The organism is uncultured Psychroserpens sp. (genome assembly GCF_947503375.1).
In the GTDB taxonomy this organism is placed as follows: domain Bacteria; phylum Bacteroidota; class Bacteroidia; order Flavobacteriales; family Flavobacteriaceae; genus Psychroserpens.
In genome coordinates this window covers 212,348-235,055 of sequence record NZ_CANNDQ010000004.1, presented here as the reverse complement: position 1 = coordinate 235,055, position 22,708 = coordinate 212,348, and the positions used below count along the sequence as shown (strand labels likewise).

Below are 22,708 nucleotides of genomic sequence, written 5' to 3'. Positions count from 1 at the left end.
AACCTTAATGGCAGCGCTCATGAGACAACCTGATTTTTTTGTTGTAGGTGCTGCAAAATCAGGTACAACAGCACTATGGAAGTACTTTCAGAAGCATCCAGATGTTTTTGTTACAGATACCATTGAAGCTAAAGAATTAGGTTATTATTCTAATCAGTATGGTGTTTCATCTAAATCAGAGTACTTATCTTTCTTTAAAAATGCTGAACCTGATCAATTAATAGGAGAAGTCTGTCATGTATATCTAACTTCCAATGAAAGTGCTGATTGGATCAAACAGGAAGTACCAAATGCTAAAATCATTATCATGTTAAGAAATCCTGTAGAAAGAGCATATTCTTTATATAATTGGATGATAATGCATGGTTATGAATACCAAAATTCGTTTGAAAAAGCGTTAGAACAAGAGAAATTACTGTTTCAAGACAAAAAGCCTAAACATCAACTGTTACATCGTTTTCGAAAAAATTACCATTATTTTAATTCTGGAAAATACTATGAACAGGTCAAACGCTTTTATGACTTTTTTGGGAAAGCTAATGTGTTAGTTATAGAATATGATAATTTTAATAAAAACCAGATAAGATCATTAACGCGTATTTTTGAGTTTTTAAAAATTGATAAAACACATGATATCTCAGAGTTAAAAACTAATGAATCTAATCGAGTAAAATCTGTTTTATTACAATATTGGCTTAGAAAACTGTACCTTAGTAGATACGGTATTAACCCTAGAGTTAAACAGTTGATTAACACCATAATGTCTAAAAATATCACTAAAAAAAAGCCTAAAAAAATTAATGAGGATACTAAGCTTAAGTTGCGTGATAATTACAAAGAAGATGTACAAAAACTAACCCAGCTTACAGGTATTGATTTTTACAAAAAATGGTATGATTAAAAAGAAACTCAAAGAAATATATAAACGCTTAGGTTTTACAAGTAAACATGAAATTGATACGAAAGAACATTTTATATCTAATGGAATGATTCCATGGTCACGAGGTTATAAAGAATACAAAACATTCAAAATAAACGAGTCTATATCTGATACAAATTTTTTGAAAGAATTAAAAAAAGGGGATTTACCAACTGGCTATGGTTATAGAATAGATGAGCGTATAGTTGAATACCCATGGATCTTTTCAAATCTATCTCATGAACAGCAACAATTGTTAGATGCAGGCTCTACATTTAACTTTGACTTTGTAGTAAACCATCCTAAAATTAAAAATAAAAAGCTAACAATTTTTACTTATGCACCTGAGGATAATTGCTTTTTTAATAAAGGAATTTCATATATCTATGGTGATTTAAGAGCACTACCTTTTAGGGATAACTATTTTGATACCATAGTATCACAATCTACAATTGAACACATTGATATGGATAATTCAATTTATGGTTATGATATCAATCATCACAATGATGATACTAAAAAATCATATTCTTATTTAGTTGCAGTTCAAGAAATGCTAAGAACGTTGAAGAATAAAGGAGAATTGTTAATTACATTCCCTTATGGGAAATTTGAACATCATGGTTTTTTTCAACAATTTGACGAAGAAATGCTCAATAAACTACTAACGTTATTTGATGGTATTGGGACTTATGACTGTAGGTTTTTCTTATATAAAGAAGATGGATGGATTATTGCCAATCAAAATGACTTGAAAAACAGTGTATCCTACAACCCTCATACAGGAAAAGGAAAATTAGATGATAATGCAGCGCATTGTAGAAGTGTTGCTTGCCTAAAGTTTATAAAAAACTAATGAAAACTTGGGAAGAGACTATACAATATATTAGAAAAAAACCTGAGTTCGAAGCTTTGGTTGAACAAGCATATTTTCATGAGGATTTGGTATTCAATGTTGAAAATTTTGGTAAAAGTGATGAATTTTTCGAAACATTAAGAATTATAAAGTCTTACCAACCTAAAGGAAAACGCATATTAGATATTGGCTGTGGAAACGGAATCAGCAGCATAAATTTTGCGCTTAATAATTACCATGTAACAGCAGTAGAGCCAGATACTAGTAATACTGTAGGTTCAGGCGCTATTCGAATTTTAAAAAAAAATTATAAATTAAATAACATCGAAATTCATGAAGATTTTGCTGAGAATATCAAATTTGATTCTAATAGTTTCGATATCGTTTATATAAGACAAGCGATGCACCATGCAAATGATATTGAAAAGTTCATTAAAGAGTGTGTACGTGTTTTAAAGCCAAAAGGACTACTACTTTGTGTAAGAGATCATGTCATTTATAACCAAAAAGATAAAGATTGGTTCTTAAAAGAACATCCTTTACATAAATTTTATGGAGGTGAGAATGCGTTTACGTCAGAAATCTACAAAAACGCTATTGAACTAGCTGGGGCTGAGGTAAAAAAGGAGCTGAAATATTACGATAGCGTGATCAATTATTTTCCTACTAAAAAAGAAGATCTACAACGCTTAGCACAACAGAATACCTATTCTCAAAAGAAAAAACTAGCACATAAAATTGGTGTATTTGCTAAAATACCATTAGTTTGGTTGTTGTATAAAAAGTTTAGCAGCTTTGAAAGTCTAAATGAAAAACACATACCAGGTAGGATGTATTCTTATATTTCAATAAAAAAATGAAGATAGTCATTATTGGTTCTAAAGGCTTTATAGGATCCCATGCCACAGATTTTTTTTCAAAAAATCATCAGGTATGGCAAAGTGATGTAGTTGTAGATTATACAACGTCAAACTATTACCAAGTAGATGCCACAAATGCAGATTATAGCGAGTTATTCCAACTTCAAAAATTTGATGTTTGTATCAATTGTTCTGGTGCTGCAAGTGTGCCAGATTCTATTAAAAACCCTCAGCGCGATTTTGTATTAAATACGGTTAATGTATTCAAACAATTAGATGCAATTAGAAAGTACAATTCTGATTGTAAATACATCAACCTTTCAAGCGCAGCTGTTTATGGTAATCCTAATTACTTGCCAATTGACAATATGCACCCTTTACAGCCTATTTCTCCATACGGAAAGCATAAGAAAATGGCAGAGGATATATGTGGTTCATTTTATGAAAACTACAACTTAAAGACTTGTAACTTACGTATTTTTTCAGCCTATGGTGAAGGTCTGAAAAAACAACTGTTTTGGGATCTTTACAAGAAAGGAAGCAATGAAAATAAAGTAAAATTATTCGGAACAGGTAAAGAATCTAGAGACTTTATTCATGTTAAAGACCTTGTTAAAGCTATTGACCTTGTAATTGAAAAAGCATCTTTTTTAAACGATACCATTAATGTGTCAAATGGAAATGAAGTTCTCATACCTGACGCAGTGTCTTTATTCTACAAATATTTTAAGCCAGAAATAAGCATTTCGTTTAAAGGTGAAGCTAGAGAAGGAGACCCTAATAATTGGGTAGCAGATATCTCAAAGTTAAAGTCGTTTGGTTACAAAACAACAATTGATTTAGAAACTGGATTAAACTCATACGTACAATGGCTCAGAGAAAACGAGTAGGATTAGTATTCTCTTATAACGAAGAATGGATAGCAGGTTCCTACTATATATTAAACATTGTGCAAGCACTTAAAACAATACCTGAATCATTACAGCCTGAACTGGTTATTCTTACCGAATCTATAGCTAATTTCGAATACTTGAAGTCAGAAACAAATTATCCATATTTGGAGTATGTTCCATTTCCATTTTCACCTCCTAGATATTCCATTGTAGAAAGAGCAATCAATAAAGCTTGCCGCATATTAAAACTAAAACATCTTATCGTAAAGACACCTAAAGGGCTTCCTAAGATTGACATGTTATATCCTAAACAAATCAATGGGTTATTTAAAAATTTAAAAAGCATCAATTGGATTCCAGATTTTCAAGAAGATCATTTACCTCAATTTTTTTCTGCTATTGATATTAAGAATAGAAAAGATTACCAGAAAAATATACTTACCAAAAGTGATATCGTTGTTTTTAGTAGCGAGAATGCAAAACAAGACTTTGATCGATTGTATCCTCAGTCTAAATCAAGACGCTATGTATTACCATTTGCAGTTACGTTGCCAGATTTTTCCCATGAAAATATCGATGAATTAAAAGAAAAATATGAACTTACAAACCACTACTTTTTTGTGCCAAATCAATTTTGGGCACATAAAAATCATATTATAGTTTTAAAAGCTATTAAACGATTAAGTGATCGTGGCTTGAAAATTAATATAGCTATGTCTGGAAAAGAAAATGACTATAGAAATGTAGATAATTTTAAGCAGTTGAAGAATTTTGTGTTTAAGAATGATATAGAAACCCATATTCGTTTTCTTGGATTCATTTCTAGAACCGAACAATTGTGTATGATGAAGCATGCAATTGCAATCATACAACCATCATTGTTTGAAGGTTGGAGTACTGTTGTAGAAGATGCAAAAGCCTTAAATAAGCTCATTGTACTGTCAAATTTAGAAGTGCATGTTGAACAAATTAATGAAAATGTAATGTTCTTCGACCCTAAGGATGAGCTTGAACTCTCTAATATTTTAGAAGAACTCAATCTAATGAGCTACATTGTAAAGCAGCTTGATTACTCAAAGAATATCGAAGAATTTGGACAACGTTTCTATGATTTGATTGCCTTAGCCTAAACTTTTATCAAAAATGAAAATAAGCGTTTTAACACCTAGTTATAATTCGGGTCAATACTTGAAAAAGAGTATTGAAAGTGTGATTTCGCAAAGCTATAGTAACTGGGAGCATATCATTGTTGATGGGCAATCTACAGATGAGACTCTAAGTATTCTTAACGGTTACAGTCATTTGAAATGGATCTCTGAACCAGATAACGGCCAGTCTGATGCTATGAACAAAGCATTTGCTATTAGTACTGGAGAAATTATAGTATATCTCAATGCAGATGACTATTTCTATCCAGAAGCATTTCAAACTATAATAGATCATTTTACAGCGCATCCAGAAGCCGATATAGTTGTTGGAAATTTGCATGTAGATAGACACGGACAAATAGAAGAAAGTACTAATGCTACGGTCTCATGGAAAGATTTATCAGTTATTAAAGGGAGGTTTCCTTTAAATCCAGTAAGTTACATGTACAGGCGCAAAGTTCAAGAAAGAATTGGCAACTTTCCAGTCAATGAGCACTATACTATGGATTATTGGTTCTTATTACATGCGTTTTATTTTTTTAAACCTATTAAAATTGATGCATTTTTAGGTTGCTTCGTTTTTGATGGAAATAATAAGACCAGTATCATTGTTGATGGGTTTTCAGTTCAAATGCCACATGCGCTTAAATTTGCATTGCGTTATACACCACAGCGATTTTTGTATGTTTATATTAAGTTATTAATTCATAAAAGAAATAAAACACGTATTTCAAGACTAATTAAAAAAATATTAAATAAGTCCTAACATGAATATTGCAATCTTTTCACCTAATAGAAACCCTTATTCAGAAACGTTTATTCAAGCGCATAAGACGTATTTGAATGGTCGAATTTTTTATTATTTTGGATCAAAACATAGATTGCAATTAGAAGGTAAGGATCAACTAATCTCAAGACCTGAACAAAAACTCTTTAGAATTAAGAAATACCTATTCAGAAAATCCAATTCTTGGTTAGCTGAACAACGTATCTTATCTTCAATTTATAAGAATCAAATAGATGTATTATTGATTGAGTATGGAACACATGCACATCATTTACTACCAATATTAAAACAGTTAGATATTCCTGTCGTAGTTCACTTTCATGGTTATGATGCGAGTATGACTTCTGTAGTTGAAAATACAAACTATTACAAAGAAGTGTTTCATTTGGCTTCAAAAGTGATTGTGGTTTCAAGGGTAATGGAGAAGATGCTTTATGATATGGGTTGTCCGAAAGAAAAAGTAGTATATAATGTTTATGGGCCACAACCAGAATTTGAAAGTATTACGCCTTCATTCGATAAGAAACAATTCGTTTCAGTTGGTCGTTTTACAGATAAAAAAGCACCATATTATACCATTCTAGCTTTCAAGAAGGTAATTGAAAGGCATTCAGATGCTAAGCTCATTTTTGCTGGAGAAGGTGATTTATTAAATACCTGCAAAAACTTAGTAAAACATTTTAATCTTGATAAAAATATTCAGTTTTTAGGGGTTATTTCTCCAAAGGATTATAGAGAATTACTATCAGATTCATTAGCTTATGTGCAACACTCAATTACAGCTATTTCTGGCGATATGGAAGGTACTCCGTTAGCAATATTAGAAGCTAGTGTGGCTGGTTTACCTGTAGTTGCAACAATACACGCTGGAATACCAGATGTCATCATACACGGCGATACGGGTTTATTGTGCGAAGAGCATGATGTAGATACCATGTCAAAACACATGCTTATGGTTATAGATGATGTTGATTTAGCAAAAGAAATGGGAAGAAAGGCTAAAGCGCACATCTTGAAATATTTCAATATACAGCGTCATATAGATCAGTTATATGCTATTTTATCTAAAGTATCAAATGCCGAGTAAGTGCTTATTTGTATATTCGTGGTGAAATAACGCTTTATAATAATTTGGCAAATTCACCATTAGTTTCAATCATTATCCCTACCTATAATCGAGAACAATATATAGGCGCAACTTTAGATTCTGTAGTTCAGCAAACTTATAAGAATTGGGAATGTATTGTCATTGATGATGGTAGTACAGATCATACTGGTAATCTTGTAAATCAATATATAAGAAAAGACCCTCGAGTAACTTACTATCAAAGACCAACTAATAGAGTAAAGGGTGGTAATGCTGCACGTAACTATGGGTTTGAATTAAGTAATGGTAAGTATATTATTTTCTTAGATTCAGATGATTTATTGTTACCTAACACAATTCAAGACAGAGTGAATCTTTTAGATAATGATGTAGATATGCTCATTAATCTATCTGCAGTTTTTTTTGATTGTATTGGTGATTCTGATTTATTATGGAATACAATAGACCCTGAAAGTACAAATGAAGAATTATTAATTCGTTTTTTTAATATAGATATGCCTTGGCAAACTAATGGTGTTACTTGGTCAAAAGCATTTTTCCAATCTTGTGGTAATTGGAATGAAGACTTAAACGCTTGGCAAGATTGGGAAATGCACAGTAGAGCGATACTAAACCAGCCTCAAATAAAATGCGATACATCTCAACCAGATAATTACTATAGGCATATGACCAAAGATGGAATTGCTAGCGCGTATAAAAGTGATACGTACTTAAAATCTATTGAATTAGCAATACGATCTATTGCCAGAACTATGCGTTTTAAAAACGAGAATCAAGCTATCGCTTTGGCTTTTGAGAGATTGATATACAGGAAATTAATTGAGTATCCAGTTTTAAATGGAAAAAAGTTCTATCCCTTAAAAATGATAATTAAAAATGATTTGTTTTTTAGCAGAAGTAGGCTCAAATTCCTTAAACTATATCTAATCATTCTATTAGGAAGGAGTACTAAAATAAAGAAGTATGTGCTTCATAAAACGTTAGATAAGATTACTAAAGAATTACAAATACCTTCATCACATTTAAAAGAAAGCTTTAATTATAAAAATGGAAATTAAACCAGGTGTAACCATAGCATTGTGTACCTATAACGGTATAAAGTTGCTTGAGCAAACACTCAAGTATATTGCAGCTCAAGAGCTAAGTATACCATGTGAACTAATTCTCGTAGATAATGCATCAACAGACGGGACTAAACACTTCGCAGATCAATGGTGGGAGATCAACGGAAGTAAAGCGATTAGTTATAAGTCTTTAGAACAGGCAATTCCTGGAAAATCGTACGCACAAGATATGGCTTATGAGCACGCAGTTTATGAATATATCTTAGTATGTGATGATGATAATTGGCTAAATCCTAATTACGTTCAATTGAGTTATGATATAATGCAATCAAATTTAAGTATTGGTGCGTTGGGAGGTAGTAGCGAAGCCGCTTTTGAGAGTAATCCTCCAGAGTGGTTTGACCGATTTGCGTTTTACTATGCTGTAGGAGAGCAATCTGAAGTTAATGGAGATGTAACACAAAGTTTAGGCTATCTTTATGGTGCTGGTATGGTCATTAGAAAATCACACTGGTTAGAGTTAAAAGCAGTAGGTTTTGAACATATACTAAGCTGTAGAAAAGGTAATGCGTTGAGTTCTGGAGGTGATACAGAATACTGTTATGCCTTACAATTATTAGGTTATAAAATTTGGTATGACGATCGTTTGTTATTTAAACACTACATGACCAAAAACCGATTGAATCTCAATTACTTATCTAGGCTTAGGTCAGCAATGGCATATTCTAATTTTGTTATTCACACGTATAGATGTGTTCTTAAAGGGATAAGACCAGATCAAAATAAATTACTAAGATCTAAGCTAAAAAAGAATTTTTTCAAACACAGTTATAAACGCATTTTTGGCAACTATAATGAAAAGGAAATTGCTAAGAATTATTTTAGACAAATCAAACTCATCATAGTCTCACATCGTGAACGTATCAAACATTATGATTTTATCACATCATGGGCTCGCAACAGAAAATAAATGATACTTTTGTCTTTAAAGATCTTTCATTAAGTACGCGTTAGATGTCAGCACCATTAGTTTCTATAATTATACCCACCTACAATCGTCCGCATTTTATAGGAATTGCCTTAGATAGTATTATCGCACAAAGCTACACAAATTGGGAGTGTATTGTTGTTAATGATACTGATGATCAAGCAACAACAGAAGTAATGGAAGCTTATTGCGGTAAAGACTCAAGGGTTCAATACCATAAACGTCCATCACATGTTCCGAAAGGAGTGAATGGCTCCAGAAATTTTGGTCTATCAAAGTGTAAGGGCGAATTTGTTGCTTTCTGTGATGATGATGATTTTTGGTTAAAGGATAAGCTTGAAAAGCAAATTGAGATATTTAAAAAGCATCCTGAAGTAGGTCTGGTTACTGGTAATTTTGAATATGTGAATACTGATGGAAAACGTACAGGCCGTATAATAACACATAAAGGAAATCATGGTTATGTTTTTGAAAACTTAATATTTAAAAACAGAACATCAGCAATTACACCAATGATCAAAAAAGAGGTCATTGATAAGGTAGGTGAATTTAATACCAATTTTACCATATTTGAAGATTGGGAATATTGGAGACGAATAGCTTACTATTATCCTTTTTATGGAATGAAAGAGGTCTTGGCATGTGTCAGACTCCACGACGATAATACCTCTAAAATTGTTACCACACAACCTCTTGAACAATATATTAGATATAGAAAATTAAACAAAGCAACTTTAGCTTGGGGAAGTTCTAGATTTACTAAAAAACAACAGTATACAATAAACAAAATTGAATGGCAACGGATCAATCAAATACTAACCAACCATTGCCCAGGTTTAAAATGTAAACTTCGCTTTGTTTTTGATGTACTTGTCTATAGCCCAAAAGAGTTTGGTAGATTAATTTACTTATTTTTAAAATATTAATCATTTGCATAGTTTTAATTGAAATTATAAAACATAATACAGAATAGACTTTTGTGAAAGAGAAGCTAACTACTCGACAATATTGGGAAGACTATTACAGTCGTAATCATGCTGATGTAAAACACATTGTAACGGTGTGTTCTTATTACGATACGTTTTGGGAGCAGTTCATCTCAGCGCCAAATGCTACCAAGACTATTATAGAAATTGGAGGCTTTCCTGGAAGGTATTTAGCCTATTTATCACAAAAATACCAACTTCAACCAACCTGCTTAGATTATAATTCTGACACATCTCAGATTGAAAACACATTCAAGGTTATGAATGTAAATAACTATTCAATTCTTCAAGAAGATTTTACAACATTTCAAACACCTATTAAATATGATTATGTAATGTCTAACGGATTTATAGAGCATTTTGAAAATTTCGATGAGATATTAGACTTACATTTATCGTATATGAAAGACGCTTCTAAACTACTTGTAATGATACCTAACATGAGAGGTTATATTAGAATATACAAGTATTTACTTGATTATAATAATATGAAAATACATAACCTCAAGTGTATGAAGTTAGAGGTCTTTCAGTCTTTTGCCGATAGAAATGACTTATCTGTGAAATACTTAAATTACTTTGGAAATTTTCCATTAGGAGTGCATCAACAATTAAATCTATTTCAGAAAATATTGCATAAGGCACATCGGCTAGTGTTTAAAAAATGGGGAAATAAATGGGTAAATAAGTATCCATCTAAATATTTTTCTTCCTCTATAATGGCAATTTTTGAAAAAAAATAAAATATGTGTGGATTTCTAGCTGAATTTTGTTTTGATAACTTTATAACGTCTGATGACGCAATTTTTACAGAGCTTTTAAGTTTATCTAAACATAGAGGTCCCGATGCCACAGAAGTATCAAGAACAGATACCTATCAATTGGGTTTTAACCGCTTATCTATTTTAGATATCTCTAGTGCAGGCAATCAGCCTAAAGAAAGTCCTAGTAAACGCTATCATATGGTTTTCAATGGAGAAGTTTATAACTATGAAGACCTTATAAAAGAACACAACTTAACAAACCTTTCTTCTACATCAGATACTGAAGTTATTTGTCACTTATTAGATCAGTTAGGAATAGAAGCAACGATAAAAGTGTTAAACGGCATGTTCGCTATTGCAGTTGTAGATAAACAAGAGGAGCTCTTTATTCTAGCGAGAGATTTCGCTGGTATAAAGCCACATTTCTTCGGAGTTTCTCCAAACGGAATAGTTTCAGCATCACAATTTGATCAAATATTTAAACATCCATGGCATCAAAATAATCGATCACTTAGACCAGAAGTGATGAAAGAATATTTTGCATTTGGTTACATGCAAGCACCAAATACCATCTATGATAGTATTTTTCAGCTAGAACCAGGCACAATTTCTATTATAAACCGAAAAGGAACAATTACTAATAAAGTGATTTGCCAATTTAATAGGCATACAATTCAAGAGGGAAGTAGATCTAATGAAACACTCGAGCAAACATTGCAAACAACCGTTAGAAAACAACTTGCTAGCGATGTGCCAATAGCTACTTTTTTGAGTGGCGGAATAGATAGCCCACTCATATCGGCCTACGCAAAAAAACAGAAGCATGACATTGAAGCCTTTACCATTAAGGTTAATGATGAAACACTCAATGAAAGTGAAATAGCCAAATTGTATGCAAATCATCTTAATTTAAAACAGCATATTCATAGTGTTGAAGGTACCGATCTCATTGCTAGTATTAACTCTCACTTTCAGGCATTTTCAGAACCTTTTGGTGATTTTTCAAGTATTCCAACCTATGTGATTTCTAGAGAATCAAAAAAGAGATATACTGTAATGCTTTCTGGTGATGGAGGAGACGAATTATTTTTCGGTTACCCAAGAATGTTAGACGTTTTGAAAAAAGCAAAATGGTTTTCCTTGCCATTACCAGTGCGTAAAATATTGATTCGAATCACTAACAAATTAGGCATAACAAACACTTGGGCGCCATTTTATGAAAGTTTAAGCGAGTTTATCATGTATAAGCATATACAAATACCTAAGCAAGAGCTTCATGTAATGTTTCCAAATGTATCAATGACTAAGGAAGCTCAGACGTTATATAATTTCAAAAAAGGATCAAAAAAATCACTTTTATTGCAATTACGTTGGAATGAGTTTTACGCGCATATGCAACGGGTTTTAATAAAAGTAGATCGCGCAAGCATGATGAATAGTCTAGAAGTACGAGTTCCCTTTTTAGACAGGGAAGTTATTGAAAAAGCTTGGTCTTCTGAACAAATAATACTTAAAGATAAAAATGATCTAAAGCGAAAATTAAAAACGTTACTGGCAAAAGAAATACCTGAAGAGTTACTCAATAAAAAGAAAATGGGATTTGCTGTTCCAATTCATAATTGGCTGCATAATGATCTAAAGGAAGACGTATTACATTACACGTTGAAACTTCCGTTTTATGGTAGAGAAATTATAGATGTTGCTAAGATGAAAACTTTTATTGAAGATTATTACAATAATAAACATCATCATTTTTGGGGAATATGGCATATTTACGCATGGCAAAAATGGGCATACACTCATTTAGGAGAAAATCTCATCTAATTTATCAAAGAACAACTATATTGCCTAAATGATTTTATTATCTTTAACTGCATAAACTATTAACCTACCCTAAACCAACAATGCCGATAATAGAAACCGACATACTACCTAGTCGTACACGTTTCGCAAAAATCAAAGGGCCACATCAGGAGAATTTAGAAGCTATTTGTGTGTTCATAGCACTTGGTTTTTTTTTAGACTCAGATACGTATTGGAAAGATCAGGTTTGTTTAGCACCAGCATCAAAGCACACCATTGATAATAATGGGTTTTTAGTTAACAGTGAATCTTATTTTAAATGGTCATACCATCCAGAATATATCAGTTTTGATACTGTTTTAGAGAAATACACATCACTTTTAAAAACAATTGTAAAATCTCAAGTCAAAGATGATAACGTAATTTTACCATTATCAGGAGGGTTGGATAGCAGGAGTCAGGCTATGATTTTCAAATCTTTAGATAATAAGGTGGAAGCCTATAGCTATAGTTTTCAAAACGGATTTAAAGAGCATAAAATCAGCGAAAAAATAGCAAATGCATGCGGATTTAATTTTTCGTCTTATACAATTAAACGTGGTTATCTTTGGGATACTATAGAGGAATTAGCAGAAATCAATCAATGTTATTCCGAATTTACTCATCCAAGACAGATGGCTGTTTTAAGTGAATTTGAAAAAATACGGGGTGTTTTTTCTCTTGGGCATTGGGGAGATGTGTTTTTCGATAGAGGAACTCCAGAAGGTACTACTAATGATGATATTATTCCTATGCTTTTTAAGAAAATGGTGAAGAAGTATGGGTTCGAACTCGGTGAAACTCTGTGGCAGTATTGGGAGCTTGAAGGTAATTTTAAAGATTACCTAATAAGTAGAATCGAAGTAGCTTTATCTAGCATTAAAATAGATAACGCAAGTGCTAAGGTAAGAGCATTTAAAACATCACAATGGGCACATCGATGGACTAGCACCAACCTTAGTGTTTTTGAGAAAGCGAATCCAATAACATTACCATATTATGACAACAGAATGTGTGAATTTATCTGTAACGTACCCGAAGCTTTTTTGGCAGATAGGAAGTTGCAAATCGCTCATATAAAACAAGATAAGGCATTATCAAATATTACTTGGCAAGCCCGTAAACCATTTAACATCAACAACTATGAGCGCAATAAGCCTCCATACAATTTGCCTTATCGTATTTCTAATAAAATGAAAAGAACGCTCAATGAATTAAGAGGGAAACACTATGTACAACGCAATTGGGAACTTCAGTTTGTTGGAGATGAGAATGACAAGCAACTTAGAAGCTATTTGTTTTCAGACGCTTTTAATGAATTTATATCTAAAGATATCGTTGAAGATATTTACACAAAATTTAAAAAGGTAGATCCTATCCACTATGCACATCCATTGAGTATGCTACTTACGTTAGCACTTTGGAAAAAACAAAATAAAAACTAGTATTAATGAAGTTGTCAGTTGTGATCCCAGTATATAATGGTGCCGATTTTATTCAAAAATCATATCAAATGATATTGAGTCAAAACATAGACAGTTTTGAAATCATTTATGTAGACAATAACTCGACAGACCATACGCTAAAAAATATCAATCGGTTAGCAGCTTCAGATCCTAGAGTAAAAACATTGATACAGGAAAAATCAGGTGCTGCAGCTGCAAGAAATATGGGTATATTAAACGCATTAGGAGATTATGTGTACGTGTTTGATGTAGATGATGAAATTTACCCAAATGCGTTACTCAAAATGATTAATGTGTTAGATGATAATTTAACTGTTGATGCAGTTTTTGGCAGGATGGTAAAGTCTTCAAAAGGAATATCGGAAACCTTAAAACCGGAAGGAGAGACCTTTGAAGTTATCATAAAAGACACTCCTTTTTGGGGTTTGACTTGGTTTAGAGACCTGCGTCAAGTTGTTGGGCCTCCAGCATTTTTATATCGTAAAACGGTTTTTGAATTTATAGGAATGTATAATGAATCTATTAAAAACAACGAAGATACAGCATTTGATATCAAGCTTGGAATGACCAAAAAAATAGCATTCATCGATATGTTTGTTTACCTTTATTTTAAACATGAGAACTCTACTATAGAAATCAGTAAGAAGAAAATGAGTAGAGCATTTATGGTTTGGCCACGGTTAGTACATGAGCATTTACCTTTTTATCTTAACCATAAAACGCCAGATCAATTTAGAGTTTTATTGTTTAAACAACTCTACAGGTCCATGGGACGGCAATTAAAATCCACTAAAGATATTAGTAATCGAATAGCTTTAAAAAAACAGTTATTCCACGATGTTTCCTCAATAAAAATTCCGTTTATAATTAGAATTTATTTATCAATTTTGATTACTTTACCGTTTAATATCTTGCTTAAAATATATGTCTATTACATAGTCCCTTATGTAGTTAAAAAAAGCCAATTATGATTGCCTTCTTCAAAAAAGTAATGAAAAAGATATGTATAGAATACTTATACAAGAAGTATGTTTTAGATAATATCATTATTCAGCAAGATATAGAGCAGACAATAGCTGTTAGAGGGTGTCATGTGGTGCCTAAAACAATTAAGCGAAAGTTTAATCACCTTATGTTCTATTATCCAGAATATGCGTTCATCTTTTTTTGGAGAGTTAGATCTACCAAATGGATGAGGCATAGATTTACAAAAGATTTTCATTGTAAGATTTTTGAAAGTACTTTGGTTGATGGTGGATTAATGTGTTACCATCCTTTTGCTTCAGTGATTAATGCGAAATCCATCGGGAAAAATTTTGAATTTAGAAACGGACTCACTATAGGCAATAAGAGCAATGATAATAGAAAGCTTCCAACCATTGGTAATGATGTAGTTGTTGGAGCCAATGTGGTCATCATTGGAGATATAACCATTGGAGACAATGTAATCATTGGTGCTGGCTCAGTAGTAGTAAAAGATGTGCCTTCTAACACCATTATAGCTGGCAATCCAGCCAAAATAATTCAAAGCCAAGAAAATGGGTAAACGATTACGCATTTTGTATACCATTCCAAATTTTAATACTGCAGGAAGTGGTAAAGTTCTATACGATTTAGCAAAAGGTCTTGATAAAAGTAAATTTGATGTTGAAATTGCTTGCGAAAATCGTAAAGGCAAGTTTTTCGAAGAGGTCGAGAACTTAGGTCTACCCATTCATATTGTAAAGACAAAAACGCCACTTAAGCCATATCACTCACTTTTTTCTAGGGTTTGGAAAATAGCAAAATTTTATAAACAGCATGATTATGATTTGGTACATTCATGGCAATGGAGCAGTGATTGGACAGAATCTTTGGCAGCTAGATTTGCTGGCTGCAAATGGATTTATACCAAAAAAGCTATGGGTTTTAAAAGTAAGCACTGGAAAATTAAAAGCTGGTTGGCACATTTTATAATTACAATCAACGACGATATGCAAGCTTACTTTCCTAATAAGAAGGCACAAAAGTTAATCCCACTAGGTATTGATACAGAATATTATAGCAAACAAGTTAGGAAGGAGTCACCAACCGATACATTTCATATTATCACTGTGGCAAACCTTGTTCCAGTTAAAGGAATCGAAATCTTAATTAGAGCCATTGGATTAGTTGCCGAAAAGAACATTAAGCTAACTATTTTAGGAGATGATAACAATTTGTATGGTGATGAAATGAAACAACTAAGTGTAGATTTGAAAATTGATCATTTAGTAACATTTTTAGGCAAGAAATTAGATGTTAGACCCTACATGTCTGAAGCAGATTTATACGTCATACCTACTTTAGATGAAGGACGTAAAGAGGGAATGCCTATGGCACTTGTAGAAGCTATGAGTATCGGTATCCCTTTATTAGGCTCTAATATATCTGGGATTAATTTCGTATTGAGAGCATTTCAAGATCTTTTATTTGAAGCAGGAAATGTACAAGCACTTAAAGAAAAAATAGAGTATATAATGTCGTTAAACACAACTGAAAGAGAGCAAATAGGTGTTTCCCTAAGACAGTATTGTATTGATCATTTTTCAATGGAAAAGTTTATCTCTGCTCATGAAGAACTTTACACTCAATTAATCACTAACAAGCAATGAATACGTTTAGAAAACATATTATTATTGTTGGAACGGCCAGAAGTGGTACAAGTTGGTTAAGTGAAACTATAGCAAGGCAGTATCGGTATCGTATACTGTTTGAGCCTGAACAAGAGACGCGAACTAAAAGAGGGTTCTTAATTTGTGATCAATGGATTAACAATAAGAATGATTCTAAAGAAGCGTATAAATATCTAAAGCAGGTGTTCTCCAATAAAGTAGATTGCGATTGGATTGCACAAAATAGTAACCGAACATTAAAAAGACATTTATGGCCATTTATAGCCAAAAAATATGTAATCAAATTTGTAAGAGCAAACTTAGCAGCTAAGTTTATGAACCAAACCTTTGGAATACCTGTAATACATTTAATAAGAAATCCTTACGATGTTATAGCTTCTCAACAACAAGTTAAGTTTCCATGGTTAGTAGATTTGTCTCATTTTGTAGCACAAACAAAACTTGTTCAAACTTTAAAAGACAAGTTCAATTATAATCTTTTAGAATACAAAACACTCACAACAGTACAAATTTTAGCCTTACGGTGGTGTATTGAAAATGTATTAATATTAGAAACTGAAGCAAGAATAACTCATACGTATGAAGTAGTACGCTATGAAGACTTGTTTAAAAATATTCAAACCTTTTATGATTTGTGTAATAAGTTTGACCTAGAGCCAATTTCAAACCTTGATCATTATTACAAGCAACCGTCATCTAAGACTCATCCCGAAAGTAAGCTACTAAGTAATTCTAATAAGAAGAGCTATCTTACAGACAATGATATCGACCAGATTAATGATATATTAGATAAGTTTAATACTGATTTATATCCAAGAAAGTAACCAATACCCTGACTATGCTTTTTAATTCTTTGGATTTTGCTATTTTCCTCCCAATTGTTTTTTTTGTGTATTGGGCAGTGCTAAACCGAAAATTAACTTTACAAAACCTGTTTTTACTTACTGCAAGTTATGTTTTTTATGGATGGTGGGATTATCGATTTTTATCTTTAATAGTATTGAGCACATTAGTTGATTTTTTCGTTGGAAGACAACTAAGCGTTGCAACAAATAGAGCAGCCCGAAGGTTCCTGTTAATTTTTAGCCTTTCATTTAATTTAGGCTTATTAGGTTTTTTTAAATATTATAATTTCTTTGTAGATAGCTGGATTGAAGCATGGCGTAATCTTGGAGTTGAAATGCATGCATCAACACTAAGTATTATACTGCCAGTTGGGATTTCTTTTTACACATTTCAAACTTTGAGCTACAGTATTGATGTGTATCGTAAGAAGATCGAGCCAACATCAAATATTATTGAATTTGCTGCTTTTGTATCATTTTTCCCACAACTCGTAGCTGGTCCAATTGAAAGAGCGAGTCACTTATTACCTCAATTTTCTAAACAGCGAGAGTTTAGTTCAAAGTTTGCTATGAGTGGCATTTACCTTATAATTTGGGGCTTGTTTAAAAAAGTTGTTATTGCAGACAATTGCGCTTTTTTTGTCGATCAGATTTTCTCTAACCCATCAGCATTTGATTCGCTAGAATTATTTCTTGGTGCTGTTCTTTTTGCATTTCAGATTTATGGTGATTTTTCCGGTTATTCTGATATTGCTATTGGTGTAGCTCGACTATTTGGTTTTTCATTGATGGTTAACTTTTCATTTCCCTATTTTTCGAGAAATATTGCTGAATTTTGGAGACGTTGGCATATTTCATTGTCTACCTGGTTTAGAGATTACCTTTATATACCATTAGGAGGTTCAAAGGTTGGGAAATATACTGTTGTTAGAAATGTATTGATCGTATTTTTAATTAGTGGTTTTTGGCATGGTGCAAATTGGACTTTTATTTTTTGGGGTTTTCTTCACGGTCTTTTCTTTTTACCGTTGTTGCTAACTAGTACAAATAGGAATTATTTAAGTCATACAAGATTGAAGTCAAATCACATTCTTAAAATAGTATTCACGTTTGTAATGGTAACGTTGGCTTGGATTTTCTTTAGGGCAGATAGTATAGCTATCGCATTTCAATATATTACAGATGTTTTTAGCTTTAATGGAATGTCGTTATCTTGCTTTTCTAAGACATCAAAAGCTTTATTGTTTAGTATTATAATTACAGTTAGTATAATAGTGCTATTGGGCTACGAATTTCTTGCTGTACAACGTGATCAAAAAGAAGTGAAATTAGATCGGTTTAATGCAGTTTTTATTATTTTATTAATTGTCTTTATGGGAGTATTTAAAAACCCGTCAGACTTTATATATTTTCAATTTTAGTATGCGTGACTTTTTAAAAAAAATGAATTTTGTTAGTATAAGCGCATTAGTGTTAGCAATGATGATCTCATCGTTTAGCCTTTGGTCTTTACGTAAGTCAGCCTTTTATAAGCCTTCTTTTTTAGTCAATACAATCAACGAAACATCATTTGATTATATCATTTTAGGAGCGAGTACAGGTTTAACAACTTTGAATACCAAGACTATTGATTCTGTATTAGGAACTGAAGGATTAAATTTATCAATGGATGATACAGGTTTATCTAGTCAATATTTGATGTTACAACATTTTTTAAATCAAGGAAAAACAACTAAGTACTGCATTTTAGCACCTAGTGCTAATGCTTATGATCACTCTACCAATGATGTGAGTGATAATGATTATCGATTTTTACCATTCATTTCTGAAACCTATGTGTATGATTATTACAAAGCATTTTCATCAAAACAGTCTAAGGTTTTGAAGTATTCCAGATGGCTTCCTATGCTAGGTGTCTCTTACTACAATGCAGAATTGTTTTATCCATCTATGATAACCGTCATTAAGAATAAAAAGCGCAATAGATTTGATGATAAAGGAAATTATACGTATCCTAATTTAAAGAATAGTAGAGTCGTCATAAATGAGCCATCAAATTTGAACGTATCATTTAAAAATAAATATGTAGCAAAAATTAAAGATTTATGTGCGTCAAATAATATAGAATTGATCTGTTATTTTTCACCTGTTGCTTCAAAAAGTATTTCTGTTAATACCTCGTTATACAGTATTATAAATCATTCAGACCTTATCAAAGATGAACAACTTTTTTATGATGATATTCATGTTAATAGTAACGGTAGACAATTGTGTAGCCTAAAATTCTCTGAAGTATTTGCTAAGCGTATAAATAAGATTAAGAATGAATAGAAAATTAAAAATAGCTGTTTATTCTGGTGAAATTCCTAGTACAACTTTCATTGAGAGACTTATAAAAGGAATTGCTAAAACTGGTTCTGCGGTTTATTTATTTGGAGCAAAGAAGAAAAGTATTGCCTATACTGATAATATTTCAGTTGTAGCCTATAAACATAATAAGTTTTCTAAATTATTCACGCTAATTAAGTACAGTGTATTGTTATTTCTCTTCAGAAATAATGATAAAAAAAAGTTAGATCAAATCATTGCTTCTACGTCTAATAATCTAGTGTATTCTAAAGTGAAGTTTTACCCAGTACTTTGGGTAAAACCAGATGTATTCCATTTACAATGGGCAAAAGCATTAAGAGAATGGAGTTGGGTACGACAGTTTGGTATTAAACTCGTATTGAGTTTAAGAGGTGCACATATCAATTACTCACCAATTGCAAATCATGATTTAGCAGAGATGTACAACACCTATTTTCCAAAAGTAGACGGTTTTCATGCAGTTTCAAATGCAATTGCTAAAGAAGCTTTAAAGTATGGCGCTGAGCTTTCCAAAATACAAACAGTGTATAGCGGTCTTGATATCAATAACTTTTCTGAGATAAAAAAAACGAAACAACCAGTTTTTAATATCGTATCTGTTGGAAGATCACACTGGGTTAAAGGTTATAGCTATGCTATTGATGCTTGTAAAATACTTAAAGACTCAGGGTTAGAATTTAAGTATACAGTTGTGGGTGTTAGCAAAAATATAGAGTTAGTGCATCATGTTCATGATTTAAAATTAACGCATAATATTTCGCTTGTAGATAAGCAACCTTTTGAACAGATAAAACAACTAATAGCAAACGCAGATGTATTTCTACTTCCTAGCTTAAAGGAAGGTGTTGCTAATGTGGTTTTAGAAGCTATGGCTCTAAGAACAATAGTGATAAGTACAGATTGTGGAGGTATGAGTGAACTTATAGATAATGAGAGAAATGGTTATTTGATTCCTATTAGAAATGCAGTACAAATGGCTGAAAAGCTAATGGTAATATCAAATTTAGATAGCCAAAATAAAAATAAAATTACGGATCAGGCCTACAGAACAATTAATGAAAAGTTTACTAGTGACCAGATGATAGCTGGTATGATAGACTTATATAATAGCGTTTTAAAAGATACTTAAATGAGTAGGAAAATCACAAATAAACCAACAATAGGTATTGTTTTGATCTCAGTACCTAGCTATTCTGAAACCTTTTTTCAAAATAAAATAAAAGGCCTTAGTCAGAATGGGTTCAATGTAATCTTATTTGTTGACTATCTAAAGAATTTTGAAACTCGTCCGCCATGTAAAATTATAAGAGCCTCTAATTATGATGGCTCTAAATTAAACCGATTATTGAATGCGAGTAAAGCTATTTTGAGTGCTATTTTTATAAACCCAATTAAAAGTTTTAAGCTTTTTAAATTAGATAGAAAGGATGGTTTACCTTTTAAACTTTGTCTTAAGAATGTGATTAGAAATCAGCCTTTTTTTAAAGCACATATCGATTGGTTGCACTTTGGTTTCGGAACCTTAACATTTAACAGAGAAAATGTTGCCGAGGTTATTAATGCTAAGATGGCTGTGAGTTTCAGAGGATTTGACCTGTACCTTTCGCCTTTAAAGCATCATGATTGTTATGCTACACTATTTGATAAGAATATTAGGTATCATGTACTATGTAATGAAATGAAAACTACTCTTAAAACCTATCATGTAAATGAAGAAAAAATTAGAATTATTCCACCTGCAATTGATGTTGATTTTTTCAACTCATCTGCAGTTAAAAGAAACGAAAGCGAGATCATTAATTTTACAACGGTCTCTAGGTTGCATTGGAAAAAGGGATTGGTATATACTCTAGAAGCTTTAGCCATTCTTAAAAATAAAGGATTGAATTTTAAATTTACGATCATTGGTACAGGAGAAGAACAAGAGCGTTTGGTATTTGCCGCTTATCAATTAGGAATTTTAGATGACGTGATTTTTGCAGGAAAATATTCAAAAGAGCAGGTTAAAGACCAGTTAGAACAAACAAATGTTTATATTCAATATAGCACACAAGAAGGTTTTTGTAATGCAGTATTAGAAGCTCAATCTATGGGATTGTTATGTGTGGTATCAAATGCAGAGGGTTTAAGTGAGAACGTATTGCATGATCAAACGGGTTGGGTTGTTCAAAAGCGAAACCCTTTAGCATTGGCTGATAGAATTTTAAAAGTATTAGAATTATCAGAAGACAAGAAGTCAAATGTGAGAGATAGAGCGAGAATGAGAGCAAAAAATGAATTTAATCTTTCAATTCAAGAAACATCATTCATTGAATTCTACAAATCGTAATGAGATTCTATTCAAGCTTTATGTCTTACGATAAGGATTTTTCAATAATAAAAAGTAATATTGTATTGTAAAGACCTAATTTATTAATATGACAACATATGAATGGATGAGATGGTTTACTTTTCCAGTAATGCCAACTATTTTGGTAACCGTAAGAAAAGATCTAAAACAACTCATAAAACATCATAAAAAAAATAATCAAACCTATACTTTGCTTGATGTAGGCGGAAGGAAATCACCATACACAATCAACCTCAAATCTGATATAGCGCTACTTGATATTCCTCAAGAAAGTGAAACACAAGAAGAACTCAATTTAGGTTTTACATCAGATATTCTTACTTCTATTCAAAAAGAGCGAAGTAATATTAAAGAGGTCGTTATCCAAGATATGACTAGGTCTACTTTAAAAGATGAAACGTATGATGCTGTAGTTTCTGTAGAAGTTATTGAGCATGTCGAAGAGGATGAATTGTTTGTAAAAAATATTGCAGCTGTAGTCAAAAAAGGAGGTTGGGCATATTTTACTACGCCTAATGGTGATTATATCAAGAATGAGCCTCCAAACAATAATCCAGACCACAAGAGACATTACACACGAGCAGAACTCCAAACTCTTTTGGAAAAATATTTTGATAGAGCAGAGGTAATTTATGCTGTAAAAACAGGGAAGTATCGTCTTTGGGGATTAAAGCGGTTTGACATAAAGAATCCTTTAAAATTGTTAAAGTCAATGATAGGTAATGTTCTTAATAGATACGAATCTAAAGGTTTGGAGAGCACATCAGTAAAGACGGCACATCTTATAGCTAAAGCTTATAAATACTAA

At 32.0% G+C, this 22,708-nt stretch carries 22 protein-coding genes; all 22 read left to right on the top strand.

All coding sequences use genetic code 11. From position 1 onward, the window contains the following. Positions 1-7: 7 nt before the first annotated feature. The 22 genes from Q0876_RS08880 (at position 8) to Q0876_RS08775 (ending at position 22,708) form a co-directional block, all read left to right on the top strand. Complete coding sequence (locus Q0876_RS08880; RefSeq protein ID WP_299226463.1) at positions 8-901, top strand: sulfotransferase; 894 nt, start codon at positions 8-10, stop codon at positions 899-901. Further along, positions 894-1,775, top strand: a complete 882-nt coding sequence (locus Q0876_RS08875; protein WP_299226460.1) for a class I SAM-dependent methyltransferase — start codon at positions 894-896, stop codon at positions 1,773-1,775. Before Q0876_RS08880 ends, Q0876_RS08875 begins: the two co-directional genes overlap by 8 nt. Then, positions 1,775-2,635 (top strand): bifunctional 2-polyprenyl-6-hydroxyphenol methylase/3-demethylubiquinol 3-O-methyltransferase UbiG, encoded by an 861-nt coding sequence (locus Q0876_RS08870; RefSeq protein ID WP_299226457.1) that lies wholly within the window; start codon positions 1,775-1,777, stop codon positions 2,633-2,635. The genes Q0876_RS08875 and Q0876_RS08870 overlap by 1 nt, the downstream gene beginning before the upstream one ends. Beyond that, positions 2,632-3,525 (top strand): NAD(P)-dependent oxidoreductase, encoded by an 894-nt coding sequence (locus Q0876_RS08865; RefSeq protein ID WP_299226454.1) that lies wholly within the window; start codon positions 2,632-2,634, stop codon positions 3,523-3,525. Before Q0876_RS08870 ends, Q0876_RS08865 begins: the two co-directional genes overlap by 4 nt. Beyond that, the gene (locus tag Q0876_RS08860) at positions 3,504-4,658 is read left to right on the top strand and encodes a glycosyltransferase family 1 protein (RefSeq protein ID WP_299226451.1); all 1,155 of its coding nucleotides are present in this window, start codon (positions 3,504-3,506) and stop codon (positions 4,656-4,658) included. Before Q0876_RS08865 ends, Q0876_RS08860 begins: the two co-directional genes overlap by 22 nt. Positions 4,659-4,671: 13 nt before the next feature. Beyond that, entirely contained in the window at positions 4,672-5,442 is a 771-nt protein-coding gene (locus Q0876_RS08855; RefSeq protein ID WP_299226449.1) for a glycosyltransferase family 2 protein, read from the top strand. A gap of 1 nt (position 5,443) precedes the next feature. Further along, positions 5,444-6,550 (top strand): glycosyltransferase family 4 protein, encoded by a 1,107-nt coding sequence (locus Q0876_RS08850; protein ID WP_299226446.1) that lies wholly within the window; start codon positions 5,444-5,446, stop codon positions 6,548-6,550. Between the two features lie 44 nt (positions 6,551-6,594). Further along, entirely contained in the window at positions 6,595-7,629 is a 1,035-nt protein-coding gene (locus Q0876_RS08845; protein WP_299226443.1) for a glycosyltransferase family 2 protein, read from the top strand. Further along, entirely contained in the window at positions 7,619-8,605 is a 987-nt protein-coding gene (locus tag Q0876_RS08840) for a glycosyltransferase (protein WP_299226440.1), read from the top strand. Before Q0876_RS08845 ends, Q0876_RS08840 begins: the two co-directional genes overlap by 11 nt. A gap of 44 nt (positions 8,606-8,649) precedes the next feature. Next, positions 8,650-9,549: a glycosyltransferase gene (locus Q0876_RS08835; protein ID WP_299226438.1), complete on the top strand. Its 900-nt coding sequence runs from the start codon at positions 8,650-8,652 to the stop codon at positions 9,547-9,549. A gap of 53 nt (positions 9,550-9,602) precedes the next feature. Then, positions 9,603-10,352 (top strand): methyltransferase domain-containing protein, encoded by a 750-nt coding sequence (locus Q0876_RS08830; RefSeq protein ID WP_299226435.1) that lies wholly within the window; start codon positions 9,603-9,605, stop codon positions 10,350-10,352. A gap of 3 nt (positions 10,353-10,355) precedes the next feature. Next, positions 10,356-12,197, top strand: a complete 1,842-nt coding sequence (asnB, locus tag Q0876_RS08825) for an asparagine synthase (glutamine-hydrolyzing) (protein WP_299226433.1) — start codon at positions 10,356-10,358, stop codon at positions 12,195-12,197. A gap of 80 nt (positions 12,198-12,277) precedes the next feature. Continuing rightward, the gene (locus Q0876_RS08820) at positions 12,278-13,660 is read left to right on the top strand and encodes an asparagine synthase-related protein (RefSeq protein ID WP_299226431.1); all 1,383 of its coding nucleotides are present in this window, start codon (positions 12,278-12,280) and stop codon (positions 13,658-13,660) included. A 5-nt stretch (positions 13,661-13,665) separates the two neighbouring features. Beyond that, the gene (locus tag Q0876_RS08815) at positions 13,666-14,652 is read left to right on the top strand and encodes a glycosyltransferase family 2 protein (protein WP_299226429.1); all 987 of its coding nucleotides are present in this window, start codon (positions 13,666-13,668) and stop codon (positions 14,650-14,652) included. A 20-nt stretch (positions 14,653-14,672) separates the two neighbouring features. Next, positions 14,673-15,227 (top strand): serine acetyltransferase, encoded by a 555-nt coding sequence (locus Q0876_RS08810; RefSeq protein WP_299226427.1) that lies wholly within the window; start codon positions 14,673-14,675, stop codon positions 15,225-15,227. Then, positions 15,220-16,314, top strand: coding sequence for a glycosyltransferase (locus Q0876_RS08805; RefSeq protein WP_299226423.1), 1,095 nt, complete (start codon positions 15,220-15,222; stop codon positions 16,312-16,314). The genes Q0876_RS08810 and Q0876_RS08805 overlap by 8 nt, the downstream gene beginning before the upstream one ends. Beyond that, complete coding sequence (locus tag Q0876_RS08800) at positions 16,311-17,159, top strand: sulfotransferase domain-containing protein (protein ID WP_299226420.1); 849 nt, start codon at positions 16,311-16,313, stop codon at positions 17,157-17,159. Before Q0876_RS08805 ends, Q0876_RS08800 begins: the two co-directional genes overlap by 4 nt. Positions 17,160-17,173: 14 nt before the next feature. Then, complete coding sequence (locus Q0876_RS08795) at positions 17,174-18,601, top strand: MBOAT family protein (RefSeq protein WP_299226418.1); 1,428 nt, start codon at positions 17,174-17,176, stop codon at positions 18,599-18,601. A gap of 22 nt (positions 18,602-18,623) precedes the next feature. Beyond that, positions 18,624-19,511 carry a hypothetical protein gene (locus Q0876_RS08790; protein WP_299226415.1) on the top strand — a complete coding sequence of 296 codons (888 nt, stop codon included), beginning with the start codon at positions 18,624-18,626 and terminating at the stop codon, positions 19,509-19,511. Further along, the gene (locus Q0876_RS08785) at positions 19,504-20,679 is read left to right on the top strand and encodes a glycosyltransferase family 4 protein (protein WP_299226412.1); all 1,176 of its coding nucleotides are present in this window, start codon (positions 19,504-19,506) and stop codon (positions 20,677-20,679) included. Before Q0876_RS08790 ends, Q0876_RS08785 begins: the two co-directional genes overlap by 8 nt. Further along, complete coding sequence (locus Q0876_RS08780; RefSeq protein ID WP_299226409.1) at positions 20,680-21,879, top strand: glycosyltransferase family 4 protein; 1,200 nt, start codon at positions 20,680-20,682, stop codon at positions 21,877-21,879. Positions 21,880-21,967: 88 nt separating this feature from the next. Next, a complete protein-coding gene (locus tag Q0876_RS08775; protein ID WP_299226406.1) occupies positions 21,968-22,708 on the top strand; it encodes a class I SAM-dependent methyltransferase in 741 nt (246 codons plus the stop codon).

Coding starts and splice junctions, on each gene's coding strand:
- Q0876_RS08795 (WP_299226418.1), top strand. CDS start 17,174: ATGCTTTTTAATTCTTTGGATTTTGCTATTTTCCTCCCAATTGTTTTT.
- Q0876_RS08875 (WP_299226460.1), top strand. CDS start 894: ATGATTAAAAAGAAACTCAAAGAAATATATAAACGCTTAGGTTTTACA.
- Q0876_RS08790 (WP_299226415.1), top strand. CDS start 18,624: ATGAATTTTGTTAGTATAAGCGCATTAGTGTTAGCAATGATGATCTCA.
- Q0876_RS08840 (WP_299226440.1), top strand. CDS start 7,619: ATGGAAATTAAACCAGGTGTAACCATAGCATTGTGTACCTATAACGGT.
- Q0876_RS08835 (WP_299226438.1), top strand. CDS start 8,650: ATGTCAGCACCATTAGTTTCTATAATTATACCCACCTACAATCGTCCG.
- Q0876_RS08785 (WP_299226412.1), top strand. CDS start 19,504: ATGAATAGAAAATTAAAAATAGCTGTTTATTCTGGTGAAATTCCTAGT.
- asnB (WP_299226433.1), top strand. CDS start 10,356: ATGTGTGGATTTCTAGCTGAATTTTGTTTTGATAACTTTATAACGTCT.
- Q0876_RS08850 (WP_299226446.1), top strand. CDS start 5,444: ATGAATATTGCAATCTTTTCACCTAATAGAAACCCTTATTCAGAAACG.
- Q0876_RS08870 (WP_299226457.1), top strand. CDS start 1,775: ATGAAAACTTGGGAAGAGACTATACAATATATTAGAAAAAAACCTGAG.
- Q0876_RS08880 (WP_299226463.1), top strand. CDS start 8: ATGGCAGCGCTCATGAGACAACCTGATTTTTTTGTTGTAGGTGCTGCA.
- Q0876_RS08820 (WP_299226431.1), top strand. CDS start 12,278: ATGCCGATAATAGAAACCGACATACTACCTAGTCGTACACGTTTCGCA.
- Q0876_RS08780 (WP_299226409.1), top strand. CDS start 20,680: ATGAGTAGGAAAATCACAAATAAACCAACAATAGGTATTGTTTTGATC.
- Q0876_RS08815 (WP_299226429.1), top strand. CDS start 13,666: ATGAAGTTGTCAGTTGTGATCCCAGTATATAATGGTGCCGATTTTATT.
- Q0876_RS08855 (WP_299226449.1), top strand. CDS start 4,672: ATGAAAATAAGCGTTTTAACACCTAGTTATAATTCGGGTCAATACTTG.
- Q0876_RS08800 (WP_299226420.1), top strand. CDS start 16,311: ATGAATACGTTTAGAAAACATATTATTATTGTTGGAACGGCCAGAAGT.
- Q0876_RS08860 (WP_299226451.1), top strand. CDS start 3,504: ATGGCTCAGAGAAAACGAGTAGGATTAGTATTCTCTTATAACGAAGAA.
- Q0876_RS08810 (WP_299226427.1), top strand. CDS start 14,673: ATGAAAAAGATATGTATAGAATACTTATACAAGAAGTATGTTTTAGAT.
- Q0876_RS08805 (WP_299226423.1), top strand. CDS start 15,220: ATGGGTAAACGATTACGCATTTTGTATACCATTCCAAATTTTAATACT.
- Q0876_RS08775 (WP_299226406.1), top strand. CDS start 21,968: ATGACAACATATGAATGGATGAGATGGTTTACTTTTCCAGTAATGCCA.
- Q0876_RS08865 (WP_299226454.1), top strand. CDS start 2,632: ATGAAGATAGTCATTATTGGTTCTAAAGGCTTTATAGGATCCCATGCC.